The sequence below is a fragment of the Lyngbya sp. CCAP 1446/10 genome (genome assembly GCF_026130175.1).
Taxonomy (GTDB): Bacteria; Cyanobacteriota; Cyanobacteriia; order Cyanobacteriales; family Microcoleaceae; genus Microcoleus.
The window spans coordinates 67,167-87,228 of record NZ_JAIGNI010000013.1; the positions used below are offsets into that span (position 1 = coordinate 67,167).

The window sequence follows — 20,062 nt, forward strand, 5'->3', positions numbered from 1 at the left end:
ATCGCATCTGGCTATTTATTTATGACTCATTTTGGTCTGATTTGTCCCGCATCAACTGGTCATCTCAACACTATGTTGCCCTTGGGGAAAGAACTGCACCGGCGAGGTCATCGCGTCACCCTATTCGGGATACTCGATGCTCAAACCAAGACACTAGCCGCAGGATTGGAATTTCAAGCGATAGGTGAATCTGAATATCCCCTTGGATCAGTAGCGCAAGTGCTTACCCAGCTAGGAAAACTGAGCGGCATGACAGCATTGCGATATACCCTTAGCTGGATAGGGAAAACGGTGACCTTGTTTCTGCGAGAACTTCCGCCAGCATTGAAAGCCGCTGGCGTAGAAGCCTTGCTAATAGATCAAATTTCACCAGGCGCAGGGACGGTGGCAGATTTCCTGGGGATTCCCTTTGTTACCATTTGCAGTGCCGTAGTTGTGAATCGAGAAGCAACAATTCCGCCTTTTTTCACAACTTGGGGCTATAATCCGGCTTTGTGGTCAATATTGCGAAATCGAGCAGCTTATTCTTTTTTCGATCGCATGGCGCAACCAGTTCAAGATTTAATAGATGAATATCGCAGAGAGTGGAAGTTGCCTCTACAGTCACACCCCAATCAAGGTTATTCGCAACTGGCTCAAATCAGTCAACAGCCTGCTGAATTAGAATTTCCCCGCCAGCAGTTGCCCCAATGCTTCCATTTCACAGGGCCTTACCATAGCGCAACAGGTAGGCAAATCGCCGATTTCCCCTTTGAAAAGTTGACTGGGCAACCGTTGATTTATGCTTCAATGGGGACGATCCAAAATCGCCTATTAGAAACTTTTTATAATATTGCTGAGGCTTGTGTGGGTTTAGATGCTCAATTAGTGATTTCTTTGGGCGGTTCAGCCACTCCCGACTCGCTGCCTAATTTGCCTGGTTCGCCGCTGGTTGTAGAATATGCACCGCAATTGGAATTGCTTCAAAAAGCTACACTTACTATTACCCATTGTGGCATGAATACTACCCTAGAATCTTTAACCAATGGTGTACCGATCGTAGCAATTCCAGTTACTAACGATCAACCCGGAATAGCAGCGCGTGTTGCTTGGACGGGTGCGGGTGAAGTCGTTCCCCTTGCTAAGTTGAACGTTTCTAGATTGCGAACTGCTGTTAAGCGGGTGCTGACGGAAGATGCTTATAAAAAGAATGCTTCCAGGTTACAAGCAGCTATTCGTGGGGCTGGTGGGGTTAGTCGGGCTATTGATATTGTGGAACAGGTGATATCTACAGGAAAAACTGTATTATTTCAAAAATAGAAAAACAGGAATTTTTCACCCTTAGTCATCAGGCATTTGTATAATGGGCTTGAGCGCTGTGCGTAAGTCCTGATTATTTTACATTCTCCCATTCCACTAATATGAACATCCTAAATAGAAAACTTGGTCTGCTCGAAAATCTATTTGAAATTATCCACGAGTTGGGTGGAATGATCGATGTAAATGTTGCTAGAATCGAAGGTGAACTTACACCTGATATCCTGCAACAGGCTCTCGATTTGATACAGAAGCGTCATCCAATGTTGCAAGTTCATATCGTTAATGCAGAAGATGGCAATTATTTTAAATCGGAAGGAACACCGAAAATTCCTTTGCAGGTTATAGATAAGCAATCTGAGAATCAATGGATTGAGATTGCTGAAGAAGAATTGCACAAAAAATTCCCTGGTGGCACAAATCCTCTTTGTAGAGTGACGTTTATTCGTGCTGCTAAAAGTAACGAATTCAGTGAAATTATTGCCACATTTCATCACGCTATCATTGATGGTATGTCTTGCATGAATTTCATCAATGAACTATTGTCCTATTGTCACAAAATTCCAGATGGAGAAAATATATCTGAAATCCCTACGATGAAACTTCTACCGCCACTAGAAGAGATGCTAAACAGGAATCTCATCAGTCCAAATAACCTTGATGAAGCTGAACAAAAACCACTTCAAGAATTTCCCAAACCTCAGTTAATTATTGAAACCGAAGCACCTCCAAGTCAGCGACGCACAAATCTTGTGACTCGAATTTTCAGTAAAGAGATGACTCTAAGACTGAAAGAACGTTGTAAACAAGAACAAACTACCATACATGGTGCTTTATGTGCAGCAATGTTATTGGGAACAGCAAAAATTGCTTTTAAGGATACATCTCTGAGTTTATCCTGCGGCTCAAATGTAAGTTTAAGAAAGTCTTGTCAGCCTGAAATAACTCCTGAATCTATTGGTTGCTTTATCTCGATCGTGGAAGAAATTCACACCTTAGAAGAAAATACTACTTTTTGGGATTTGGCAAGGGAATGTAAATCAAAAATCAGTAAGTCCATTAGTCTAGGAATTCCGATAGCTCGTTTTTGTAATGAAAGTTTGCAATATGTAAATGAGGATATAATTATCCAACTTTCTAATCAGAATATGGGACGAAAAAATACAATAGAGATATCAAATCGTGGTCAATTTAATTTAGCCGACAAATATGGCGAATTAAAACTGAAAGAGTTATACTTTGCGACAGGACAGCATTGGCTTGGTGGTTCTTTTTGGTTAGGTGTAGTAACTTTCCATGAAGAGCTATTTTGTAGTTTTGCCCATGTAGTCCCTTTAGTAAGTGCTAAGACTGCACAATTGTTAGCAGATTCTTTTAGAGACACTGTTGAGCAAGCTTGTATATCGGAATCAAATCATAAAACAACTTGATTAGCCTTTGAATCTAATTACACCATTGCTCACGGATTATTTTAACATCTTTAAAAACAATCGAGCTAGTTTTGAGAATTCCCTGATTTTAGGATCGCATCCCATTTGCAACCATCTTAACACCTTCTGACGGTCTTAATAGAAAGCCCCCACGAACCGGCTGCACAGGCTTAGTATTTGCAAGTTCCATCTGCCAACTAGATAAAACTTTTGCCAGCACCACTTTCATTTCAAATTGGGCAAATGCCATGCCAATACAGCGCCGATTGCCGCCGCCAAAGGGAAAATACTCATAGGTGGCAAATTGACGCTCTAAAAAACGTTCTGGTTTAAACTGTTTTGGCTCAGGATATAAATCTTCCCGATGATGGGTGAGATAAATACAGGGAATTACCAAAGTACCTGGTTCTAAACAATACCCCATGATTTCTAAAGGTGATTTCACAACTCGATTTAATGCCAACATTACTACTGGGTAAAGACGCTGTGTTTCTTGGCAAACAGCATTCAAATATGGCAGCTTTAAAATGGCATTAGAATCTGGATTTTCACCCAGGGAATCTAATTCTTGCAGCAGTTTCTCGCGTACTTCTGGCAGATAGTGAATCCAGTATAATGCCCAGGCCAAAGAAGTCGCCGTAGTTTCGTGACCCGCAGCTAAGAGGGTAATCAACTCATCGCGTAATTCCACATTCGTCATCGCTTCACCAGCTTCATCACGAGCCGCCATCATCAAAGACAAAATATCAGTCCGAGAGGGATCTGGTTGTGCTTTGCGTTCCTGAATTTCAGCATAGATTAGATCGTCAATTTGCTGCTTTAACACTATGAACTTTCCCCAAGGACTCCACGCGCCTAAATCCTGTTGTAATGACGGAAAAAGTAGCATTAATCCCATCACAAAAGGTTGTTTTGGATTCAGTATTTCGATCAGAAGTTCTTTAAGTTTTTCATAACGTAGCCCTTCCTCCAGACCAAATACAGCTTTTAAAATCACCTGAAAGGAGATTTCTTGCATGGAAGAAAGGACTGAAAAAGGTGCGCCGATCGCCCATTGCGCCGTCACTTGCTGAGTGATATCAGCAATTAACTCACCATAAGCCCGCATCCGTTCTCCATGCAAGGGAGGAGTCAACAGCTTGCGCTGGCGTTGGTGCGGTTCCCCCGCCAGAGCAAGCATTGATTGCTGTCCCAACAAAGGCGATTTAATACCCGCCGATTCCCCAGAGTCTAATTGTTTGGGATCGGTGCTAAAAATCTCCTGAATTGCCTGGGGGTTGCTAACGAATACTTGAGGCGTAAAAACAGGGCCAATGCGGAGGGTGAAAATATCACCATAGCTTTGGGAACAGGCTTCCATATATTCCAGAGGTTTAGTCATCCACTGGAATGTCTGTCTTAAGGGGGATGTTTCGGGGCCTTCAGGCAGTTTGTTGTAGGGCATTTTTTATTTATTTTAAAATTCTTTGTTTTAATAATAAACTATAGCATCTGTCCAAATTTATGGTACATAACACCTAAACAGTCAGAAAATTTGTCAGCGATTACTTACTGAGCAAATCCCATGCCAATAGAGCGCCGGTTGCCGCCACCAAAGGGAAAATATTGGTATGGGGAAAATTGCCGTTCCAGAAACCGCTCTGGTTTAAACTCCTCATCTCCCCCTCACCAGATCCTGACTGGTGTAGGTTTTTTGGTAAACGTCTTATCCCATAAAAGTTTAAAATTTGTGCGAAACCAAAGCTTAAAACCGTTGCAATATCTAGGTTTGCAGTTTTTTTTTGCAAAAAACTTACACCTGTCATTCCCCCATTTCCCTCTCTGATATTTCCGGGATTTTGTTGAATACGATGCAACTGTGAAGCTAGTTTGCCGGTACTCTCGTACCAACAGTGCAGGCTTGCAAGAAATAAATGTGAAGAAATGTAGCCAAGCGCTCTCACAAATGTTAAGATTCTTAACACAAGTAGTATTTTGCACCCCCCAACCAAAACCTAACCTGAGACGGTGCTGAGTGGGAGTAGCAGCTAGCTACCATAAAACGAAGCCTCTTTAAATGGAAGGAAAGCGCAAATCCCCGCCCGCTTTCCTTCCTTACTAAAACTAAAGGTTTGCGGTAGTCGCAAACCTTTAGAGGCAAAGATCCTCAGCGGGAAAAGCTCATGAAAACTCTTAAGTCCTCAGATACAGATTCTGTTCGTGCTTACTTGCGGGAAATCGGCCGCGTTCCCTTGTTGACCCATGAGCAAGAAATACTCTACGGGAAACAGGTACAGCGATCGGCGGCACTGCATCAGGAGAAAAAGATTTTAGCCGAAGAGTTAGGCCGCGACCCGACGGCGGCTGAATGGGCACAGGCAGTCGGGCTGTCTGAGGCACAGTTGCAGCGGACGATCGACCACGGGGACAGGGCAAAGCGCCAAATGGTGGAAGCAAATCTCCGCCTGGTAGTGTCTGTCGCCAAAAAATATATCAAGCGCAACGTAGATTTACTCGACCTCATTCAGGAAGGGACGATCGGGATGCAGCGGGGAGTCGAAAAATTTGACCCGACAAAGGGCTACAGATTTTCAACTTATGCTTATTGGTGGATTCGTCAAGCAATTACGCGGGCGATCGCCGAAAAAGGTCGCACCATCCGCCTGCCGATCCACATTACCGAAAAACTCAACAAAATTAAAAAAGCTCAGCGCCAGCTAGCTCAAGAGCTCGGCCGCGCGGCTACTTCTGCCGAGTTGGCTGCCGAGTTAGATTTGACTCCCAAGCAAATTCGCGAATATCTCGATCGCGCGCGCCTACCACTTTCCCTGGACTTGCGCGTGGGAGACAATCAAGATACTGAGTTGGGGGATTTGTTGGAAGATACGGGTACTACTCCAGAAGATTTTGCCCTGCAATCTTCCCTGCGGACTGACTTAGACCAACTGATGGCGGAACTGACTCAGCAACAGCGAGATGTGCTAGCCTTGCGGTTCGGTTTAGAAGACGGTCAAACCTTAACTTTGGCAAAAATAGGTGATCGACTCAACATCAGTCGGGAACGGGTGCGGCAAATCGAACGGGAAGCATTGACCAAACTCCGCAAGCGCAAGCAAGATATCAACGATTATCTCGCCAGCTAGCTAGATTCGGGATTGTGCGATCGGGACGCACCAGATCGCCATTCCCCAATCTAAAATAGTAAAAACCGCCGCCTTTGATTCGGTTGTGCCCACTTGGTTGCTGCGACTGTCCTGCTACATTAGTAAATACTTAGTAATAAAGATCAACAGCGATCGGATCAGGTAAGGGTTATTTAATTTCACCGCCCGCATCTAAAATAACAAGCTGTCTCTGAAACGGAGGTACTCGTGAGTAATTCATCTAATAAATCCCCAGAATTCTTTGAAGAAGATGGAGAAAATGCCAATTTATTATGGCAATACGTGCAGTCAATGGCTCCCGACACTGTTTCTCAGTTGTCTAAACCGACTTCTCATGAAGTGTTTCAAGTAATGGAGCGAAATATTGTCGGACTCTTGGGGAATTTGCCTTCGGAACACTTCGGGGTGACAGTAACTACCAGTCGCGAACATTTGGGTAGATTGCTCGCCTCGGCTATGATTAGTGGTTATTTTCTCAAAAATGCCGAACAGCGCATGACTTTTGAAAAGTCTATACAAGCCAGTGAGAGACACGGCTCGGAAGATTAGTCGATTATTAACATTTAAGTTGTACAAATGTCAAGCCCCCTTCGTAAGATGGGGGCTTAATATTTTAGATTTTATAGCAGTTGACAGTGGACAGTTGACAGTTGACAGTTGATAGCTTGCCGATAGTTGGGTTGCACAGTACGGAAATCAAACGGTTGATGCTATGGGATCTCGGATCTATTCATGAGGTTATTTATGTCCTCACCCCTGTGGCGATTGTTATAGATTGTTGATTTATTAAATAATTGAATAATTGTTGATATTATTACTAAATTAGCAATTACCAATTAGCAATTACCAATTAGCAATTACCAGTTTCCAAATATGTCTATTACTCCCTTGATCCACAAAGTTATCGGCGTTGCTGTGATCTGGAATGACCGACAACAAATTTTGATTGACAAGCGCCGACAACACGGACTGCACGGCGGTTTTTGGGAGTTTCCGGGCGGTAAAGTAGAGCCTGGGGAAACCGTCGAAGCTTGCATACAACGGGAAATTATGGAGGAGTTGGGGATTGTCGTCGAAGTGGGCGATCGCCTGATTACAATTGACCACGACTATACTAAATTTACAGTTAGGCTCTACGTCCACCACTGCCGCCACGTCAGCGGGGAACCGCAAACGATCGAATGCGATGAAATTCGCTGGGTAACACTCGACGAAATTGACCAGTTTACTTTTCCCAAAGCCAACGAACAGATTATCGCTGCACTGCGATCGAGTTGAACTGTATAGCAGAAGGAAGAAGGAAGAAGGAAGAAGGAAGAAGGAAGAAGGAAGAAGAAGGAAGAAGGAAGAAGGAAGAAGGAAGAAGGAAGAAGGAAGAAGCAATAAAAGGAATAAAAGCAAGGGTTTTAGCAATTAAGAACGTCCTAACCGTCGGGCGCGGTTGCTACTGTCAACTGACAACTGTTAACTGACAACTGACAGTTAACTTTTATTTTTGGACGGGCAGAGTAAAGTGAAAACAAGTGCCTCGATCGGGTACAGAGTCTACCCAAATTTGACCGTAGTGGGCGCGGATAATGCCTTGACACAGAGACAGTCCAATGCCGTAACCGTCTTTTGATTTATCTCGCTGCAAGCGAAAGCTATCTTCAAAAATGCTCGTGCAATCTTCTTCAGGAATTCCCGGGCCACTGTTGCAAATGCTGACTTGAATTTTGTAAGCGGTACGGTGAAGAATTGAAAGATTAACAGTTCCTTGCTCTGGCGTGTACTTGCTGGCGTTGTCGAGTAGGTTGGTAATCACTTGTTTCATGCGATCGGGATCGGCATAAACCAAGGGCAAATCTGTGGGAATGTCTGTTTCCAAGTTGAGACTTTTCGCCTGAAATTTGTCTTGAAATTGCAGGATTACATCTTGACAAATCGCCCCCAGTTCGATTTTTTTTGGTTGAATGTGGAGTTGAGCGTTTGTACCTCGCGCTGCTTCCAGGATATCTGTAATCATGCGATCGACAATGCGGATTTGGCGACGGGCTTGTTTCATCAAATGAGCCGCCAGAGTCGGTGTCAAACGAGACTTTTGCCCCTCCTTCACCTTCTGATTTGACTCCAAAGTCTCCAAAGCCAAAGATGCGGCCGTCAAGGGATTACGCAAATCGTGAGCCAGCATCGCAATAATCCGGTCTTTCAACTGCAACTGCTCTTGCAGGTGTTCTTTTTCCTGTTTGAGCCGAAAAACTTCATCCGCAAGCTGTACGAGCTCGGTGGCGGAAGCAACGGAATAGATTGGTTTTGGGTCTGCCTGAGCTACCGCCAGAGCTAGGGCCGACTGCTGCTGGGCTGTGTATTCTTCTACAGAACGCTTCCAGCGGGGCCACGAGTGTTCGAGTTGGGCGATCAAATTGCTGCCGGCGAGAGTTTGTCGCGGTTCAGGATGAATTTTGAGCAGCGAGGGAGTGGCTACAAGTTTAAAGTGTTCGGCTAAATCAGGCTGTTCTCCTACATCGATGACTTGAAGCTCAAAGTCGCACTCTGCCTTCAAATCCTGTAGGGACTTGCGGATGTGTCTGGTCTTTTCCCTAGAAGAGGGACGCTTGTCTACGAACAGCAAAAGCTGTAAAAGCGGTGCAGGATTGGCCGGCTGTTCGGGAGAACAGTCGGTGTCGCTGGTGCCGGATGTCGGATGGACGCTGTTGAGCTTTTCGATCTGGTGAAAATAATTGACCATTGCCGAGCCGAGTTATTTCACTTCTACTTTAATTTAATACTTCCTTTAGATTTATGCTATTGTCCGATGATTTCATTACGGCGGGCGAATGGTATTTTTGAACTGGAAGAAAAATGAGTCGCTGCGGGTGGTGGTTCAAGTGGCGATCGCCTTTTTTGTGCTATGCCTATTGCTGACACTGCATCGCTACTACAACTTTTACGCTACATACGACCAAGGTATTTTCAATCAACTTTTTTGGAATGGCACTCGTGGTCACTTGTTTGAGAGTTCCCTCTCTTCGGCTTTGTCCACCAATGTCGTTCATCACAACGAACTCCCGGAAGTGTCTTATCACCGGCTGGGGCAGCATTTCACCCCAGCGCTAATGCTGTGGCTGCCAATTTACTCGCTGTTTCCCTCGCCTGTCACTTTGACGGTGTTACAGGTGACTTTAATTACGGCGGCGGGAGGAGTGCTCTATGCTCTCGCCAGACACTATCTGGAACCACGGTTGTCAGCGACAATTGTTGTCAGCTATTACTGTGCTAACGCAGTCATCGGCCCGACTTTGGGCAATTTTCACGATGTTTGTCAAATTCCGCTTTTTGTTTTTAGCTTGCTGCTGGCGATGGAAAAGCGCTGGTGGCCGTTGTTTGGGATTCTGGCAACTTTAATTTTGGCGGTGCGAGAAGATGGGGGAGTTGTTTTATTTGGCGTGGGAGTTTATCTAATTTTGAGCCGACGCTATCCTCTAACTGGCTTGGCTGTGTGCGCGCTCAGTTTTGGTTACATGATCGTTCTGACTAATCTGATTATGCCTTTGTTTTCGGCTGACATATCCCAGCGGTTTATGATGGAACGCTTCGGCCAATATGCCGATGGGGATGAAGCTTCGACTCTGGAAATTCTTTGGGGAATGGTTAGCAATCCTGGGCGGTTGGTAGGTGAACTATTTACGCCGTTTTTTGGTAAGATTAAATACCTACTGGGTCAGTGGTTGCCATTAGCTTTGGTTCCGGCGGTAGCGCCTGCGTCTTGGATGATTGCGGGATTTCCGCTGCTGAAGCTATTTTCAGCGAAAGGAGAGTCGGTGCTGGCGATTAATATTCGCTATGCGATGACTGTGGTTCCTGGGCTGTTTTATGGGGCGATCCTGTGGTGGGCCGGGCGCCAAAAGGAAGAGGATAAAATTAAAAGGGGAGAACAAACAATCTTGCGTTTTCCGAATGCCGTTTTGCCTTTCCCTTCGTCTTCAAAGTTTCGCCGCTTTTGGGGGTTTTGCATCTGCTTATCGCTATTTTTTACCTTCACGTCTAACCCAAATCGGACTTTTTCGTTTATTTTACCGGATGCGATCGCCCCTTGGGTGCAGGTTCCTCTGATCAGACAGTGGCAGCACGTTTCTCAAGTCCGGCCGCTGTTGGCTGAAATTCCTGCTGATGCTAGCGTGGCTGCAACGAATACTATTGTGCCGATTTTGTCAAGCCGCCGCGAAATTCTCCGGTTTCCGATGTTTGAACTGCGGAATGATGCTGGGAAAGCGGTGAAAATGGAATATGTGATTGCCGATATGTGGCAGTTGCAGCAGTATCAGGCTGCGTTTCGCCGGGAACGGGGACAGTTGCAGGCGATCGTCCCGCAGATCGATCGACTATCGAAATCGGGCGAGTATGGCATTGTTGGCTTTGAAGACGGCGCGATTTTGATGCGTAAGGGTGCTGTGTCTGACTCTGCATCGGTGGCTGGTTGGGCTAGTTTTCGCCGTGAATTGGAGCCGATTTTGAAGCAAGGGTAGCGCTGCGCGATCGCCCGAAACTGACGGTGTAGCCCAAATATTTTAGTTTCGGGCGATCGAGCAATTGCCTGCAAAAACCCGGTTTCTGCATAATTTTCCGTCCTGGTTGCTGCCAAATGTCAGCCTTCACGCATAAATTTGCGATCTACCAAAATTTCAGGCTAGTTATTATACAATAAAGTAGTCAACAATACACATAAAGATTTATAAATTTTTGTGAGGGGGAAAAAATGAAAATTTTGGTATTGGCGTGGGAGTTTCCTCCCAGAATAGTAGGCGGTATCGCCCGCCACGTATCGGAACTGTATCCAGAATTAGTGAAGCTGGGCCACTCGATTCATTTAATTACAGTAGAGTTCGGCCACGCGCCGATGTACGAAGTGGTGGAAGGAATACACGTGCATCGGGTGGTTGTGGGACACGCCAGGGACTTTTTTCACTGGGTGGCGAACCTCAACCAAAGCATGGGCCACCAAGGTGGCAAACTGATGCTGGAAGAAGGCCCCTTCGATCTGATCCACGCTCACGATTGGTTAGTGGGAGATGCGGCGATCGCCCTCAAGCATACCTTTAAAGTACCCCTAATTGCCACCATCCACGCCACCGAATACGGGCGATTCAACGGCATCCACAATGACGGACAACGCTACATCAACTCCAAGGAAAATAGCCTAGCTTACAATTCTTGGCGAGTAATTGTGTGCAGCGATTATATGCGGCGGGAAGCCGAACGGGTACTATCGACTCCCTGGAACAAAATAGAGGTAATTTACAATGGAATTAGGTCAGAAAAAAAGCCCCGCAGAAACGAATTTGACGCGATGGGTTTCCGTCGCCAGTTTGCAGCCGATGACGAAAAAATAGTTTATTATGTAGGAAGAATTAGCTATGAAAAAGGCATTGCTGTATTTCTGAATGCTGCACCTAAAGTTATTTGGGAAATGGGGGGGAAAGCCAAAATAGTAATTGTTGGTGGCGGCAATACAGATCATCTCAAACTTTTGGCTTGGAATTTAGGAATTTGGCATAAGTGTTATTTTACGGGCTTCATGTTTGAGGAACATCTAGACAAATTCCAGACGGTGGCTGACTGCGCGGTTTTCCCCAGTCTTTATGAACCTTTTGGGATTGTGGCGTTAGAAAGCTTTGCTGCTAGGGTGCCGGTGGTGGTGTCGAATGCGGGCGGCTTGCCGGAGGTGGTGCAGCATACTAAAACTGGCGTTGTTACTGAGGCCAATAATCGGGATTCTTTGGCTTGGGGAATTTTGGAAGTGCTGAAAAATCCGGGTTACGGGCGGTGGTTGGTTGACAATGCTTATGAAGATTTGGAACGCCGCTTTAGTTGGCCGAAGTTGGCGATGGAAACTGAGTGGGTCTATCAACGGGTACTGGAGGAAAGGGCAGAAGTTGAATGGTGAAACTGACAGTGGACAGTTGATAGTTGACAGTTGACAGTGGGAGATATGGCAATTCTCAAGTTAGTGAATTGGTAATGGGTAATGGGTAATTGGTAATTGGTAATTGGTAATTGGTAATTGGTAATCATAAAGTATAGCAACCGCCACATCGGTGAGGACATAAATAACTTCATGAATAGAGCCGATACCCGTACTGCATTAATGGTTTGATTCCCGTTATGCAACTGTCCACTGTCAACTGTCCACTGTCCACTGCTATACAAAGGGAATTTGCATCTTGAATATTTTTAGGGACATAGAACCCCAACGCAAACGCAGCTTGCTGATTTTATTTACCGCAGGCTTGCTATTCTGGTGTAGTTTGGCTTCGCTGCTGCCAACTTTGCCACTTTATGTTCAATCTGTGGGCGGTACAAAACAGCAAATTGGCTTTGTGATGGGTGCATTTGCGATCGGGCTTTTGCTATCGAGACCACAGTTGGGTAAAATAGCCGACAGCCGGGGGCGAAAACAAGTTTTGCTGCTAGGCGTGTCAGTGGCTGCACTTGCCCCCATCGGCTACGTGTTCGCTCAATCTGTCCCCTTACTGTTAGTTCTTCGGGCTTTTCATGGGATTAGTATCGCCGCTTTTACTACAGCTTACAGTGCTTTGGTCACAGATTTGTCGCCACCAGGAAAGCGGGGCGAATTAATCGGTTATATGAGTTTGGTAAGTCCTATCGGTTTGGCATTTGGTCCGGCGATTGGTGGATTTGTGCAAGCTGGGGTTGGTTATTCAGCTTTGTTTGCGATGTCGGCGGCTTTCGCCACAATAGCTTTATTTATTACCACCAAAATTGCGGAACCAAATTTTGCTGAGTTAACAAAGTATGACTCGCTATCTGAGGACAAAAATACCCAAAAATACTGGCAAATGCTGTGGAATCCCAGGGTGAGGATTCCGGCTTTGGTGTTATTGCTGGTTGGTTTGATATTTGGAACTTTGAGCACTTTCATGCCTTTGTTTATCCAAGAAACTCAGGTTAATTTGAATCCGGGATTATTTTATTCTACCGCGGCTGTGGCTAGTTTCGGTGTGCGGTTGTTGACGGGGCGGGCTTCGGACAAATACGGGCGCGGTTTGTTTATTTCTGGCGGCTTAATCTGTTATTCTGTGTCGATGTTATTGTTGTATTTTGCTAATACCAGCAATGCTTTTTTACTGGCAGCTTTGTTTGAAGGTACGGCGGGCGGTACTGTTATGCCGATGATGGTGACGCTGATGTCAGACAGGTGCGAACCTCAAGAAAGAGGCAGATTGTTTTCGCTTTGTATTGGCGGATTTGATTTGGGGATTGCGCTGGCTGGCCCGACTTTGGGCTTTGTGGCTGAACAAGTCGGTTACAGAAATATGTTTGGTTTGGCTGCGGGACTTGCTGTCTTGGCTTTGTTGATTTTCACTACTCGGTGTAGCAAGGATTTGTCTCATTCGATGAGATTTGCGATCGGGCGTGGCAAAGATGTTTATGCTTTGAATGAGTGACAGGATGGGGACGGGCTCTCCGGCCCATCCCACAAAAATCTTGTTTCTTCGGGCATCTTGCCCATCCTAGCTATTTTTGCAATCTTGTCTATTGTCCGATACAGTTTAGATCAGACCGTCAAGCGAGTAAAAGCAATGTGAAAAATAGACTCTGCGATTGCTTCGTTCCTCTCTGCGGACAATTCTAACTGAAAAGTATTGGTCTATTGTCGATCGCACTTTGCAATTTTAAACAACAACGCACCCTACAAAATATTGTAGGATGCGTCGCTTTTGATAATGGGCTTGGAGGGATTCGAACCCCCGACCTCATGGTTCGTAGCCATGCACTCTATCCAACTAAGCTACAAGCCCGTGTTGTTTTTACTGTTGCTTTAAGAGTTAAAATTTCAGATTTAATCTAAAATTGAACAATCTCTGTCCCGCACAGAATCTAACACTAACACCATTCTCAAAATAATGCAAGACATTTCCGAAACTTTTTCTAAATTGCCCGATCGCGCGCAGCTAACTCACCTCGACAACAGCGGGGAAGCTCAAATGGTGGACGTTTCGGCAAAAGTGGCAACTGTGCGGCAAGCTGTGGCTGCGGCGCGGGTGCGGATGCTGCCGGAGACATTCGCTGCGATTGAAGCCGGGAATGCGCCGAAAGGTGATGTGTTGGGTACTGCAAGGCTGGCTGGAATTATGGCCGCGAAGCAGACGGCGAATTTGATTCCTCTGTGTCACCCTTTGCCCATTAGCAGCGTGGAAGTGCAGGTGATTCCGGATGCTGGGTTGCCGGGATATCAAATTCGGGCGACGGTGAAAATTAAGGGGGAAACTGGGGTGGAAATGGAGGCGCTGACGGCGGTTTCGATCGCGGCGCTGACTCTGTACGATATGGCTAAGGCTTTGGAAAAGTCGATCGTCATTGAATCGATTCGACTGATCAGCAAAAGTGGTGGCAAGTCAGGAGACTATGAAAATTTAGAGGACTAAATTTCCTGTCTTGAGAGGGATGCAGAATTCAAAAAGCTGCACTTATGATTAAAATAGGCAGAGAACTACTAACATCAAGTGAAAAACTATGCCTCCTCGTTGGCCCCGCAAACCCGATCGCCAAGACCCAGAGTACCGCCAATTAGACGATCGCATGAATTTTGCGATTCACGTCGGTCTTTTTTCTGCTACCAATTCTGGTTTGTGGTTTGTTCAAAATTTGCAAAAGGCTGATTGGCCTTGGGCAGTTACAGTAACGGGTGTATGGGCTCTAGTAGTTTTGGCCCACGCGATTTTCATTTTTGCGATCGCCAATTATTCGCCCCTCACCAAAGATTCTGGCTGATGGGAGTTATCGGCGATTTGTTAACTGTTTTGATTGATAACAAATAAGTTTCTTTTTTAATATGGCTAATACTACGCTGGCGATCGAATCCTTAGCAGCCGAAATCGGCGAAAATGTCTACATTGACATTGCTAAGTGGCATTTGTATCTGAGAGATGCTCACCTGCATACGGTGGTTGCCGAACAACTTTACCCGATGATGGCAGATGGCAATTTAGATGATGACAAAGTTGGACAAGTTTTGCAAGGTATTTCAGTTAAGTTGGGCGGTGGTAAGCGGGAAGTGCCGCTGGCAGATTTGATTCCGATGCAGTCTCTGGTTCATTTGATGGATGTGCTTGAGGAATTTCAGCGGAAGATGTAAAGTAAAGGGCGGGTTTTGTGCGTGGATTGTGGGCGCTATGTCTGGTATTTCATGCTTAATCCGCCCCCTTAAATTTTATTTTTTACCAAAACGGCCGCGAATGCGATCGACAAACATATCAACTTCCGGCAACTTCATCTGACTCACAAAAATGGCAAAAACTCCCAACCCCGCGAAACTTGCCACACTCAACTGCACTAATTGAATTACCAACCCTTCAGTACCCAAAACTCTTTGACAGCCTTGCAGAGTAGCCAAAGACACGAAAGCAGTGAGAGAACTTCCACAAGCTAACCCCAGAAATGGCAAACTCCACTCCCCCCAGGGCAAGCCACCCAGCTTTTTATCTAATAAGTACAAAAACATAATCATCGAAACCAGATTCACTCCCACCGTCGCCAAAACTAATCCGGGCGCGCCGAAAGCTCCTACTAACAAATAATCCAGAAGTCCGTTCAAAAAGATATTGATAATACTGACGCGAAAAGGGGTTTCTCCATCTCCTAAAGCGTAAAATACCCGTACCAAAACATCGCGGGCCAAATAAACAAACATTCCAATACTGTAAGCCATCAATACCGGCGTGACAAACTGGGAAGCTGACTGATTAAAAGCATAGCGTTCGTAAACAACGCGGACGATCGGCCCGGCAAGTGTTAGCATTAAAGCACTTAGCGGTAGCATCGTAATCCCGGTCAAAATTAAAGCTTGACGAATTTTATCTTTTAATTCCGGCCAGTCTTTGGGTTCGGCAAGGCGAGAAAAAATTGGCAAAAATGGTACTAAAATTACATTAGAAACAATTCCTAAAGGAGTCATTATCAACAAGCCGCTGTAGCCCATTGCAGATGCAGCTTGAGGGATGTACGATGCGAAAAATAGGTCAGTATAGACATTAATTTGCAGCATTCCCGATGACAAGGTAGCAGGAACCATCACCTTAATTACTTCTTGTACTCCGGGGCGTTTAAAATTAAACCGCAAACGCAATTTTCCCAAGCCCGCCCGCCACTGCGCCACCAGTTGCACCAACCACTGCAAAATTGCTCCGGCGAGGGTTCCCCAAGCTAACACTAAGCCGCCCATTAGTGCATATTTTGGCTGAGTAATTTTGTCTCCGAGTTGCAGTGCGAGAATCCCCAAACCGCCGACAAGTGCAACGCTGGAAAATAAAGGGCTAATCGAAGGAAGCCAATACATATCGGCGGCGTTGAGAGTGCCGAAACCAATGCCGATTAAGCCTGAAAGTAATGCCATCGGTGCCATAATCCGAAATTGTTGGACGGCAATTGCTTTGATTTCTAAACCTTCTGCTGTTCTATTTAATCCCGGTGCTACCAAATCGATCGCCTGATCTGCAAAAATAATTAAAGCGATTGTTACCAACAGCAATATGCCGCCGACTAAGGTGGTGATAGTTTCGACTAAGGGTGCAGCTTCTTTTTTGTCGCGGCGGGCTAAAACGCTGACTATGGCGCTGTGAAATGGCCCGTTAATACCTCCCAGCAAAATAAATAGGAAACCGGGGATGACGTAGGCGTAGTTGTAGGCATCGACGGCGACACCGACTCCAAAGGCTGCTGCGATCGCAATTTGGCGCACCAATCCAAAGACTTTGCTAATCAGAGTGGCGACTGCGACAATGCCGGCAATCCCTGCTAGGGAACGAGAGGGCTTCTGGGTTTCAGACACAAATGGTTACTAACGCTAGTGCTAAAAGGCTTCACTAAGTTTAATAGCAAATCTGGAAAATCATAACATGAATTCAGATTTTTTCTATGTGTCTGGGTTTCGTGCTATGATTTTTGGGCGTTAATTCGCTCTAGTAACTCAATACGGTTCAGTTAAGAGCGTCCGGTCAATAAAACGATGTGAAAAATAGACACTGCGATTGCTTCGTTCCTCGAAATGACAACTGCTAACCCAAGCGTATAGTCTAATAACTACCAAGAGTTTAGTAATTTGACCATTAGGAGATTTGATTTTGCTGAAACTTTATTATAATCCGCTCTCTACTAATTCTCGCCGCGTCTGGATTGTTTTGCTGGAAAAGGAGATTGAGTTTGAGTTAGTGCCACTTCAATTAAACGGGGATCAGTTTCAACCAGATTTTTTGGCTATTAGCCCTTTTCACCACGTTCCGGTTTTGGCTGACGGAGATTTTCATTTAATAGAAACTCTGGCTATTCTTGATTATCTGGAAGCTAAGTATCCGGCGATCGCACTATTGCCGAAGAATGCTCAGGATTTGGCGATCGCCCGCATGGTACAAATGGTCACAGTCAACGAATTGTCACCGGCAATGAGTCCTTTGGTACGCCAGACTTTCGGCGGCGCAGGCGACCCGGAAAAGCTGGAAAAAGCTGGGCAGCAAGTGGCGACGGTACTGCGGTTTTTTGAGGAGTTGTTGGGCGATACACCTTTTTTTGGTAGCAACACGATTACCCTCGCGGATGTTGTAGCTGGCGTTTCCGTGCCTTGGCTGCCCGAACTAGGTCTGTCTTTGGAAAATTACCCCAAATTGCAGGCTTGGTGCGATCGGCTAAATTCCCGCCCTTCTTGGCAACAAACACAAGCCAGTCCAAAACTGGTGGAGGCTTTTAAAGCGCAGATGAAACAGTTGATGAAACCTCAACAAAGTTAGCCTTTGAATGATTAAATCAATCATTGAATCAAGACCAACGATCGTCAATAAATATCTTGCAAAAATAGTTAGGACGGGCAAGATGCCCGTCCCACAAGAAAAAATAATTTTTGTGGGATGGGCCGAAGAACCCGTCCCAAAATCTGATAAAAAAGACTTTTGTAATCTTGTCTAATCACTAATGACCACTGACTAATGACTGATGACCACTGACTAATGACTAATAACTAATGAACGAATTAATTTACAAATATCCTCCTCTTTTGCCCGGAACTCTCATCAAGCGGTACAAGCGATTTTTCGCAGAAATCGAACTAGATTCGGGAGAAATCATCACCGCCCACTGTCCGAATACTGGCCCGATGACTGGTGTTTTGATTCCCGGCAATCCAGTCCTAGTATCTCCAAGTGATAATCCCAAACGCAAGTTAGCTTATACTTGGGAATTAATTAAGGTTTGCGATACTGTGCCAACTTGGGTGGGAGTTAATACCGGGCTGCCAAATCGAGTAGTTAAATTAGCTTTGGAATTGAGATTGTTTCCCGACTTGGGTAAATATACTGCGATCAAGCCGGAAGTTGTTTATGGAAAAGACAATAAAAGTCGAGTTGATTTTTGGCTGACTGGTGAGGAAAAACCGATTTTTCTGGAAGTTAAAAATACAACTTGGGTCAAAGATACATTAGCTCTATTTCCTGATACAGTAACAGAGAGGGGACAGAAACATTTGAGAGAATTGATCGAAGTAGTACGGCAGGGTTCGAGGGCTGTAATGCTGTATTTTATTAATCGCGGGGATTGTACGGATTTTGCTCCGGGGGATAGTGCCGATCGCCTTTACGGAGAATTGTTCAGACAAGCTATGAGTGAAGGTGTCGAAGTTTTGCCTTGCCGGTTTGATGTAACTCCCGAAGGCGTCCGCTATTTGGGCTTAGCAAAACTGGATTTACTAACCTCTAAATGATTGGTTTAAATTGCCTGTATTTCTCCATCGCTCTCAACGTTAGCAACGCCCGTTACACTCTTTAGTCCTTCTAGTTTCGACTGAGAAACTTCTCCAGTAATGATGCCAGTCACAGGTAGCACCCCATTGACTTTCATTCCCGCCGACTCGCTTGGCAGTGACAACAGATTGAATTACCGATAAGTGTTGGTCGTCAACAGTCACTATGATGCGCTCTACTTGTTCATCAGACATATTCAGCCTCCTTTGGGCTAAATCTCTTGAGCTATTGTCCCTACTGTATCGTTAAATGAGAGTGAATTGTGTTTGTAGAAGGAGGTTTGCGATCGCACACTTAACGTCATCCCAGCCACGGCGGACGCAACAAATACCGCCCCAAAACCCAGGAAGCTGAGGGGAGTTCGTTTCAAGTATTTGTTGGCGTTTGGGGGTGCGATCGCCTCCTAAAGCATAATCTCTAACATCACCTCAATCTTCCTGCGGCAAATTTTCCAGCCAAACCTCTAAATCCTCGATCGACTGAAAATCTAACAATTCCTCTGCTAGAGTTTCAATTTGCTCGATCGACAAATCAGCAATTTTAGTGGTGATAGATTCCGGCAAAGTTCCAACTCGCCGATTGAACAAACGGCGATTTAACTGACGTAAAATCAAAGATCTTCCTTCTTGTTCGCGGCCTTGCACAATGCCTTGCACAACGCCTTGTTCAATACCTTGTTCGAGCCCTTCTTCCTTAGCTTCCCGATAAAACCGAGTTTCCTCAAGCGTAATCCCTAGCATCGCCTCTGCCTCCCTTCGGTTCAAATTTGTAAACTTGTAAACCAATATTGTCGTCAGCATCTCTATTATGGCGCGACTCGCCGATTCCGATTCCTCGCGCTGCGATCGCCCCAGCAACAATCGCGCCACTGTCGGCGTACTCGCTTCATCGAGGGTTGTCAAAGCCATCAGCGCCACTCCCAGGGGCAACTGTTCGATCGCGCCCAACTCATCCAAATATACCAGATGCACCTGATCGCTGTTCAAGAGCGATCGATAGGGATGGGTTTCTGATTGTTCAGTCGATCGACTCGGATAAATTACCACCGCTTCCCAATCAGTAAAACGCTGACGGTTGCGATAAAAATACAAAAACGACTCACCAAACAATCGCTCATAAAGCAATTCATCGCGCTGAAACTGCACTTCACAGAAATAGACAACTCCCGGCTCAGCATCCGGTGGCAAAAACACCCCATCAATTTCAAACTTCGGTTCCTTTACAGCAACGGAGTCAAATCGATACTGTTCTGCATTCAATGGTGACTCTTCCAATAGCTCAAACAGCAGCGTCGGAGTTTCTTGAAAGAACTTGTAAAAGATTGAATCTCGACGCATTAAGTCAACATCTCCTCTAGCCTGTGCAACTTATCCAAAATCCGCAAGCCAGAATCAACAAGCGTGACTCA

20 protein-coding genes, 1 tRNA gene and 1 pseudogene are annotated in these 20,062 nt (G+C 45.5%); 14 read left to right on the forward strand and 8 right to left on the reverse strand.

Features of this window, described 5'->3' with window-relative positions; translation table 11 throughout:
- The first annotated feature begins 21 nt into the window (after positions 1-21).
- Positions 22-1,299, forward strand: a complete 1,278-nt coding sequence (locus K4039_RS08390) for a glycosyltransferase (RefSeq protein ID WP_265234696.1) — start codon at positions 22-24, stop codon at positions 1,297-1,299.
- A gap of 101 nt (positions 1,300-1,400) precedes the next feature.
- A complete protein-coding gene (locus tag K4039_RS08395; RefSeq protein ID WP_265234697.1) occupies positions 1,401-2,726 on the forward strand; it encodes a condensation domain-containing protein in 1,326 nt (441 codons plus the stop codon).
- Positions 2,727-2,814: 88 nt separating this feature from the next.
- On the opposite strand, the gene K4039_RS08400 is transcribed toward K4039_RS08395, so the two are convergent.
- Together K4039_RS08400 and K4039_RS08405 are read right to left on the reverse strand one after the other, a co-directional pair.
- Entirely contained in the window at positions 2,815-4,170 is a 1,356-nt protein-coding gene (locus K4039_RS08400) for a cytochrome P450 (RefSeq protein WP_265234698.1), read from the reverse strand.
- A gap of 110 nt (positions 4,171-4,280) precedes the next feature.
- Positions 4,281-4,382: pseudogene (locus K4039_RS08405) on the reverse strand (cytochrome P450); the annotation flags it as partial.
- A 506-nt stretch (positions 4,383-4,888) separates the two neighbouring features.
- On the opposite strand from K4039_RS08405, the gene K4039_RS08410 reads away from it, so the two are divergent.
- From K4039_RS08410 to K4039_RS08425, 4 genes are all read left to right on the forward strand, one after another.
- Positions 4,889-5,848 (forward strand): RNA polymerase sigma factor, RpoD/SigA family, encoded by a 960-nt coding sequence (locus K4039_RS08410; RefSeq protein ID WP_265234699.1) that lies wholly within the window; start codon positions 4,889-4,891, stop codon positions 5,846-5,848.
- 228 nt (positions 5,849-6,076) lie between these two features.
- Complete coding sequence (locus K4039_RS08415) at positions 6,077-6,418, forward strand: DUF760 domain-containing protein (RefSeq protein WP_194009546.1); 342 nt, start codon at positions 6,077-6,079, stop codon at positions 6,416-6,418.
- A 324-nt stretch (positions 6,419-6,742) separates the two neighbouring features.
- Positions 6,743-7,147, forward strand: a complete 405-nt coding sequence (gene mutT / locus K4039_RS08420) for an 8-oxo-dGTP diphosphatase MutT (RefSeq protein WP_265234700.1) — start codon at positions 6,743-6,745, stop codon at positions 7,145-7,147.
- Positions 7,144-7,341: a hypothetical protein gene (locus K4039_RS08425; protein ID WP_265234701.1), complete on the forward strand. Its 198-nt coding sequence runs from the start codon at positions 7,144-7,146 to the stop codon at positions 7,339-7,341. Before mutT ends, K4039_RS08425 begins: the two co-directional genes overlap by 4 nt.
- 17 nt (positions 7,342-7,358) lie before the next feature.
- On the opposite strand, the gene K4039_RS08430 is transcribed toward K4039_RS08425, so the two are convergent.
- Complete coding sequence (locus tag K4039_RS08430; RefSeq protein ID WP_265234702.1) at positions 7,359-8,597, reverse strand: histidine kinase; 1,239 nt, start codon at positions 8,595-8,597, stop codon at positions 7,359-7,361.
- Positions 8,598-8,685: 88 nt separating this feature from the next.
- Here K4039_RS08430 and K4039_RS08435 point away from each other — a divergent pair, with 88 nt between their 5' ends.
- Entirely contained in the window at positions 8,686-10,374 is a 1,689-nt protein-coding gene (locus K4039_RS08435; protein WP_265234703.1) for a DUF2079 domain-containing protein, read from the forward strand.
- Here K4039_RS08435 and K4039_RS08440 read toward each other — a convergent pair.
- The gene (locus K4039_RS08440; protein ID WP_265234704.1) at positions 10,331-10,504 is read right to left on the reverse strand and encodes a hypothetical protein; all 174 of its coding nucleotides are present in this window, start codon (positions 10,502-10,504) and stop codon (positions 10,331-10,333) included. The two genes, K4039_RS08435 and K4039_RS08440, sit on opposite strands and share 44 nt — an antisense overlap.
- 100 nt (positions 10,505-10,604) lie before the next feature.
- Here K4039_RS08440 and K4039_RS08445 point away from each other — a divergent pair, with 100 nt between their 5' ends.
- Positions 10,605-11,792 carry a glycosyltransferase family 4 protein gene (locus K4039_RS08445; protein ID WP_265234705.1) on the forward strand — a complete coding sequence of 396 codons (1,188 nt, stop codon included), beginning with the start codon at positions 10,605-10,607 and terminating at the stop codon, positions 11,790-11,792.
- 277 nt (positions 11,793-12,069) lie between these two features.
- The gene (locus K4039_RS08450; protein ID WP_265234706.1) at positions 12,070-13,314 is read left to right on the forward strand and encodes an MFS transporter; all 1,245 of its coding nucleotides are present in this window, start codon (positions 12,070-12,072) and stop codon (positions 13,312-13,314) included.
- Between the two features lie 280 nt (positions 13,315-13,594).
- Here the strand turns inward: K4039_RS08450 and K4039_RS08455 are convergent.
- Positions 13,595-13,668, reverse strand: a tRNA-Arg gene (locus K4039_RS08455).
- Positions 13,669-13,773: 105 nt separating this feature from the next.
- On the opposite strand from K4039_RS08455, the gene moaC reads away from it, so the two are divergent.
- The 3 genes from moaC to K4039_RS08470 all read left to right on the forward strand — a co-directional run bounded on the left by moaC (position 13,774) and on the right by K4039_RS08470 (position 15,005).
- Positions 13,774-14,295 carry a cyclic pyranopterin monophosphate synthase MoaC gene (moaC, locus tag K4039_RS08460; protein WP_265234707.1) on the forward strand — a complete coding sequence of 174 codons (522 nt, stop codon included), beginning with the start codon at positions 13,774-13,776 and terminating at the stop codon, positions 14,293-14,295.
- Positions 14,296-14,383: 88 nt separating this feature from the next.
- Positions 14,384-14,641: a 2TM domain-containing protein gene (locus tag K4039_RS08465; RefSeq protein ID WP_265234708.1), complete on the forward strand. Its 258-nt coding sequence runs from the start codon at positions 14,384-14,386 to the stop codon at positions 14,639-14,641.
- 61 nt (positions 14,642-14,702) lie between these two features.
- Positions 14,703-15,005, forward strand: a complete 303-nt coding sequence (locus K4039_RS08470; RefSeq protein WP_265234709.1) for a DUF3181 family protein — start codon at positions 14,703-14,705, stop codon at positions 15,003-15,005.
- 75 nt (positions 15,006-15,080) lie between these two features.
- On the opposite strand, the gene murJ is transcribed toward K4039_RS08470, so the two are convergent.
- Positions 15,081-16,697, reverse strand: a complete 1,617-nt coding sequence (gene murJ / locus K4039_RS08475; RefSeq protein ID WP_265234710.1) for a murein biosynthesis integral membrane protein MurJ — start codon at positions 16,695-16,697, stop codon at positions 15,081-15,083.
- 292 nt (positions 16,698-16,989) lie between these two features.
- Between murJ and K4039_RS08480 the strand changes: the two genes are divergently transcribed.
- Both K4039_RS08480 and sfsA read left to right on the forward strand, forming a co-directional pair.
- Positions 16,990-17,649 (forward strand): glutathione S-transferase family protein, encoded by a 660-nt coding sequence (locus tag K4039_RS08480; protein WP_265234711.1) that lies wholly within the window; start codon positions 16,990-16,992, stop codon positions 17,647-17,649.
- A 230-nt stretch (positions 17,650-17,879) separates the two neighbouring features.
- Positions 17,880-18,614 (forward strand): DNA/RNA nuclease SfsA, encoded by a 735-nt coding sequence (gene sfsA / locus K4039_RS08485; RefSeq protein WP_265234714.1) that lies wholly within the window; start codon positions 17,880-17,882, stop codon positions 18,612-18,614.
- Positions 18,615-18,619: 5 nt separating this feature from the next.
- Here sfsA and K4039_RS08490 read toward each other — a convergent pair whose 3' ends face one another.
- Both K4039_RS08490 and K4039_RS08495 read right to left on the reverse strand, forming a co-directional pair.
- Entirely contained in the window at positions 18,620-18,778 is a 159-nt protein-coding gene (locus K4039_RS08490; protein WP_265234715.1) for a hypothetical protein, read from the reverse strand.
- A 304-nt stretch (positions 18,779-19,082) separates the two neighbouring features.
- Positions 19,083-19,991, reverse strand: a complete 909-nt coding sequence (locus tag K4039_RS08495) for an Rpn family recombination-promoting nuclease/putative transposase (RefSeq protein WP_265234716.1) — start codon at positions 19,989-19,991, stop codon at positions 19,083-19,085.
- Positions 19,992-20,062 lie beyond the last annotated feature (71 nt).